The following is a 2,054-nucleotide window of genomic DNA, read 5'->3' as shown; positions in this document are numbered from 1 at the left end:
TAAACAAACCTTTAAAGCTGGTTTGGCTGCCAGTATAAAGAACAGCAAACAAAATCATGAAACATTGCTTCTTAAATCCATTTCGTAGCCAACTGTTAGGGCTATTTTTCAGTATTAATTCATTAATCATTTTTTTATGAAAAAAGAGTTTACATTACGCTTAGACGATGCAGCCTGTGCGGAGTTAGAAAATCTAAAAAAATTATCTGGTGAAAAAACAGATGCTAAAGCTATTAGATTTGCTATTCAGAATTATGCAACTTTGAATGATAGGTATATTGAAACACAACGGCAAATAAGGACGTGGAAAGATAAATATGCAGCGTTAAATAAAGCTGTTGATGATTACTTGTCTTCTTTTGAAGCATTGAAGAAAACTACAGATTGATAGTCAATTATTAGAAATGTGAAAGGATTAATTTATGATTGGAGTAGAGAAGAAAATTTTCAGATTATCTAGTTCTGTGTTAAATCGTACTTTTAAGCAGGAAAAGAGTATTTTTTGTTCAATGGTGTTACGATTGATGGATACAGAAAACTATGCAAACAATTATTGCGATTCGCTAAGTCTTGTTCTTGAACTATTTCCAGAGATTGATAGGGAAAAGCTAGAAAAAGAATTGGATAAATACGTTTGATAGTATTTGAAATCAAAAATGGGCTATTAAACTAGTTAATAGCCTTATTTTAATACATAAATTCATGAAATATGGCAGCGGATATGACAGATGAAACGATTGCACAATACATGGAACGCATCGAGAAAATGAGCATAAAAGAAATTCAAAAAGAAATTGAATTTCTGGAAAGCCCCGGTTACAACTGTGAAGGACTGGTATGTGCAGACGGAGTAATTACTCCCCGGACAAAAATGCATCGTAAGGTTCTTTGGTATAAGAGAATGAACCAAAAGAGCCTAACAGCCCTGCAATGGGCAAAAGAAGGATATGTTGTAAATCCGGATGCAATAGGAAGAAAGTGGAAAAACAATCCTCACAATTCAAAGGCTATAATATATTATGTATCAGATGAAGTACATGAGGACAAAGAAGCGGCTAAAGAATTTCTCAAATCGAGGCGTAAGGAAAAGAAAGAGTAGTCTTTAGTTCACAGGTCTCTTTTCCAGATATATAAGTCAAGATAAAATGGGATTATCATACCAAATAACGCATAACAGAATAGTAATGAATCAAGAAAGAACATTAACCTTTGGTAAGTATAAGGGAACACATCGAAGTAATATTACTGGAGGCTTCTCAGCGGGTGACTTCGGTGGTTTAATTTATTCAATCGAAAATTTCAATGAAAGTGAATATGAGTTTTAACCAATAAAATGAAGATATGAATAATGAATTTATTGATGGTATTTGGTTTGCTGTTCAGCATATTGTAGTAGTCAGAGATATGCCAGCAATCGCAATAGGGATAATTAAGGAATCGAATCTTTCCATTGATGATTGTAAGGCTGCGCAAAAAAGGAGTGGTTCTTTTCACAATCAGATGATGAAGTTTATTGAAACAGAATTAGCGTAAAACAGTATAAATATGAGCAAAATTGAAGAAGCCTTCAGAGGCTTAGGAAGAACAGAGAAAGTGAGATTCATTTCGCAGAACATCGAGTATGCAAATGCGGTTGCAGTAGCCAGTTATGTAAAAGGTTATCTTTTCGATGTCCTTAATGATGTCGGAGATGATGAGTATATAGCAGCGTATCTCAGAGAAAAGGGATATGAAGTAAAAAAACAAGAATAATCCTCAAATCGATATATAAATAAACGAATTATGAATGAAAGAACAATCCAAATAGACGTAATTGGAAAAATAGAAGGTACTCAATTTATGAAGTGTAAGCTATATACAAATGAAAATATTGTCATTATCATGATGAATGAATTTGATTATGAACGGTTGAAAGAAGAAGGAATCTTCATAAGAGATGGCAAAAGTCGAGATTCAGCCGGGGTGTTGAATACAACCAATACTTTCATCGAAAAAAATTAATACTCAAAACAAAAAAGAATGATTATGGATAAAAAAGAAAAGAATTTTGCCAC

7 protein-coding genes are annotated in these 2,054 nt (G+C 33.0%); all 7 read left to right on the top strand.

The genetic code is table 11. The annotated features are described in order from the left end of the window. Nucleotides 1-136: 136 nt before the first annotated feature. The 7 genes from KTR07_RS28025 to KTR07_RS27995 all read left to right on the top strand — a co-directional run bounded on the left by KTR07_RS28025 (nt 137) and on the right by KTR07_RS27995 (nt 2,001). Entirely contained in the window at nt 137-388 is a 252-nt protein-coding gene (locus tag KTR07_RS28025) for a hypothetical protein (protein WP_004295365.1), read from the top strand. 34 nt (nt 389-422) lie between these two features. Continuing rightward, complete coding sequence (locus KTR07_RS28020) at nt 423-638, top strand: hypothetical protein (protein WP_007559101.1); 216 nt, start codon at nt 423-425, stop codon at nt 636-638. 71 nt (nt 639-709) lie between these two features. Beyond that, nucleotides 710-1,099: a hypothetical protein gene (locus KTR07_RS28015; protein ID WP_007559098.1), complete on the top strand. Its 390-nt coding sequence runs from the start codon at nt 710-712 to the stop codon at nt 1,097-1,099. Between the two features lie 85 nt (nt 1,100-1,184). After that, complete coding sequence (locus KTR07_RS28010; protein ID WP_007559096.1) at nt 1,185-1,325, top strand: hypothetical protein; 141 nt, start codon at nt 1,185-1,187, stop codon at nt 1,323-1,325. Nucleotides 1,326-1,341: 16 nt separating this feature from the next. Next, the gene (locus tag KTR07_RS28005; protein ID WP_007559094.1) at nt 1,342-1,533 is read left to right on the top strand and encodes a hypothetical protein; all 192 of its coding nucleotides are present in this window, start codon (nt 1,342-1,344) and stop codon (nt 1,531-1,533) included. 12 nt (nt 1,534-1,545) lie between these two features. Further along, a complete protein-coding gene (locus KTR07_RS28000; protein ID WP_007559092.1) occupies nt 1,546-1,752 on the top strand; it encodes a hypothetical protein in 207 nt (68 codons plus the stop codon). A 30-nt stretch (nt 1,753-1,782) separates the two neighbouring features. Then, entirely contained in the window at nt 1,783-2,001 is a 219-nt protein-coding gene (locus KTR07_RS27995) for a hypothetical protein (protein ID WP_004295363.1), read from the top strand. Nucleotides 2,002-2,054: the final 53 nt, after the last annotated feature.

The organism is Bacteroides sp. MSK.20.82, from assembly GCF_019052485.1.
In the GTDB taxonomy this organism is placed as follows: domain Bacteria; phylum Bacteroidota; class Bacteroidia; order Bacteroidales; family Bacteroidaceae; genus Bacteroides; species Bacteroides thetaiotaomicron.
The sequence above is the reverse complement of the archived record's forward strand: the minus strand, read 5'-3'. Positions and strand labels throughout refer to the sequence as shown.